Genomic DNA, 3,000 nt, shown 5'->3' with positions numbered 1-3,000 from the left:
TTGATCTTTGACAATTTCATAGGGAATGAAGAATAGAGAGGTTAAGATACTAAGGGCAATTGGCGGATGCCTTGGTGCCAGGAGGCGATGAAGGACGTGGAAGGCTGCGATAAGCCTCGGTGAGCCGTCTAACAGGCTTTGACCCGGGGATTTCCGAATGGGGCAACCCGGCTGGAGTCATGTCCAGTCATCCGGATTTATCCGGAGGCGAACTCGGGGAAGTGAAACATCTCAGTACCCGAAGGAAAAGAAATCAAGAGAGATTCCCAGAGTAGTGGCGAGCGAAATGGGAAGAGCCCAAACCGTGCGGTTTCGACCGTGCGGGGTTGTAGGGCCTTCATAAAGCGATCTGCGAGTAGGTAGCGGAAGCACTTGGGAAGGTGCTCCATAGAGGGTGACAGGCCCGTACGCGAAACCGAACAGCAGCGCTGAAGGTACCTGAGTACCGCGGGGCACGTGAAACCCCGTGGGAATCCGGGAGGACCATCTCCCAAGGCTAAATACTCCCTGGCGACCGATAGCGAACTAGTACCGTGAGGGAAAGGTGAAAAGAACCCCTGTTAGGGGAGTGAAACGAGAACCTGAAACCAATTGCCTACAAGCGGTTCGAGCCATTGTTTGTTTTCTTCGGAGGGCATTCAGGGTGAGAGCGTGCCTTTTGCATAATGAGCCAGCGAGTTTATTTGTAGTGCGAGGTTAAGCCTTTCTGAGGCGTAGCCGTAGCGAAAGCGAGTCTGAATAGGGCGATTGAGTACTGCGGATAAGACCCGAAACCGAGTGATCTATCCATGGGCAGAGTGAAGCTTGGGTAAAACCAAGTGGAGGCTCGAACCAGTAAGGGCTGAAAACCTTTTGGATGACCTGTGGATAGGGGTGAAAGACCAATCAAACTCGGTGATAGCTGGTTCTCCCCGAAATATATTGAGGTATAGCCTCAGGTAATTCGCGCACGGAGGTAGAGCACTGAAAGGGCTAGGGGCCCTACCAGGTTACCAAACCCTATCAAACTCCGAATGCCGTGCGTTTTATCCTGGGAGTCAGACTGTGGGTGAGAAGGTCCATAGTCAAGAGGGAAACAGCCCAGACCGTCGGCTAAGGCCTCCAAATTCGTGCTCAGTGGGAAAGGAAGTGGAGTTGTTGAGACAGCCAGGAGGTTGGCTTAGAAGCAGCCATCCTTTAAAGAAAGCGTAATAGCTCACTGGTCTAGTGATTCCGCGCCGAAAATGTAACGAGGCTAAGCACGATGCCGAAGCCACGGGTGTGCGTTTAACGTACGCGGTAGGGGAGCGTTCCTCGCGGGATGAAGGTGAACCGGAAGGTTTGCTGGACTTCGGGGAAGTGATCATGCTGGCATGAGTAACGATAAAAGAAGTGAGAAACTTCTTCGCCGTAAGCCCAAGGTTTCCTGGGTAAAGATAATCTTCCCAGGGTGAGTCGGCCCCTAAGGCGAGGCTGAAAAGCGTAGCTGATGGGAAACAGGTTAATATTCCTGTACCTGTGAGACATTGTTTGAGTGATGGGGGGACGCAGAAGGGTAGGTCATCCGGGTGTTGGACGTCCCGGTTCAAGGTTGTAGGCTGGCTTCGTAGGCAAATCCGCGAGGCTTTAAGCCGAGAACTGATGACGAGTCTTTATGACGAAGTGACTCATCCCATGCTGCCTAGAAAAGCCTCTAAGCGAGATGTCTTTCAGACCGTACCGCAAACCAACGCAGGTGGGCGGGGAGAGTATCCCAAGGCGCTTGAGAAAACTCTGGTCAAGGAACTCGGCAAAATGACCCCGTAACTTCGGGAGAAGGGGTGCTCTTTTTTGTGAAGGGACTTGCTCCCTGAGCATCGAAGAGTCGCAGAGAAACGGCGGGGGCGACTGTTTACTAAAAACACAGGTCTGTGCGAAGTCGTAAGACGCGGTATACAGACTGACGCCTGCCCGGTGCCGGAAGGTTAAGGGGAGAGGTTAGGGCAACCGAAGCTTTGAACCGAAGCCCCGGTAAACGGCGGCCGTAACTATAACGGTCCTAAGGTAGCGAAATTCCTTGTCGGGTAAGTTCCGACCTGCACGAATGGCGTAACGATCTCCGCGCTGTCTCGACCAGAGACTCAGTGAAATTGAAGTGGCGGTGCAAATGCCGTCTACCCGCAGCAAGACGGAAAGACCCTGTGCACCTTTACTATAACCTGGCATTGAATTTTGGGGCATCATGTGTAGGATAGGTGGGAGGCTATGAACCCTGTACGCTAGTATGGGGGGAGCCATCGTTGAAATACCACCCTTGTTGTTCTAAAACTCTAATACTGGTCAGTGAACCCTGACCGTAGACAGTGCCAGGCGGGTAGTTTGACTGGGGCGGTCGCCTCCCAAAGAGTAACGGAGGCGTGCAAAGGTTCCCTCAGGCTGATTGGAAACCAGCCGTTGAGTGCAAAGGCATAAGGGAGCTTGACTGTGAGAGAGACATCTCGAACAGGGACGAAAGTCGGCCTTAGTGATCCGGTGGTCCCGCATGGAAGGGCCATCGCTCATCGGATAAAAGGTACGCCGGGGATAACAGGCTGATCGCGTCCAAGAGTTCACATCGACGACGCGGTTTGGCACCTCGATGTCGGCTCATCACATCCTGGGGCTGGAGCAGGTCCCAAGGGTACGGCTGTTCGCCGTTTAAAGTGGTACGCGAGCTGGGTTTAAAACGTCGTGAGACAGTTTGGTCCCTATCTGCTGTGGGCGGAGGAGACTTGAGAGGGCCTGTCCCTAGTACGAGAGGACCGGGATGGACGAACCTCTGGTGGACCAGTTGTCGCGCCAGCGGCACAGCTGGGTAGCTACGTTCGGCAAGGATAACCGCTGAAAGCATCTAAGCGGGAAGCCTGCCTCAAGATTAGGTCTCCCTGGAAGTGATTCCCTAAAGGTCCCTGGTAGACCACCAGGTTGATAGGCTGGAGGTGTACGCGCAGCGATGCGCTCAGCTGACCAGTACTAATAGACCGTGAGTCTTAACCTCTCTAT

1 rRNA gene is annotated in these 3,000 nt (G+C 53.6%); it reads left to right on the top strand.

Going from position 1 to position 3,000, the window contains the following annotated elements:
- Positions 1-39 precede the first annotated feature (39 nt).
- A 23S ribosomal RNA gene (locus tag C6366_RS18300) occupies positions 40-2,995 on the top strand.
- Positions 2,996-3,000: the final 5 nt, after the last annotated feature.

The sequence above is a fragment of the Desulfonatronum sp. SC1 genome, assembly GCF_003046795.1.
GTDB lineage: Bacteria > Desulfobacterota > Desulfovibrionia > Desulfovibrionales > Desulfonatronaceae > Desulfonatronum.
Note: the sequence above shows the minus strand (reverse complement) of the source record. Positions and strands in the feature narration are given on the sequence as shown.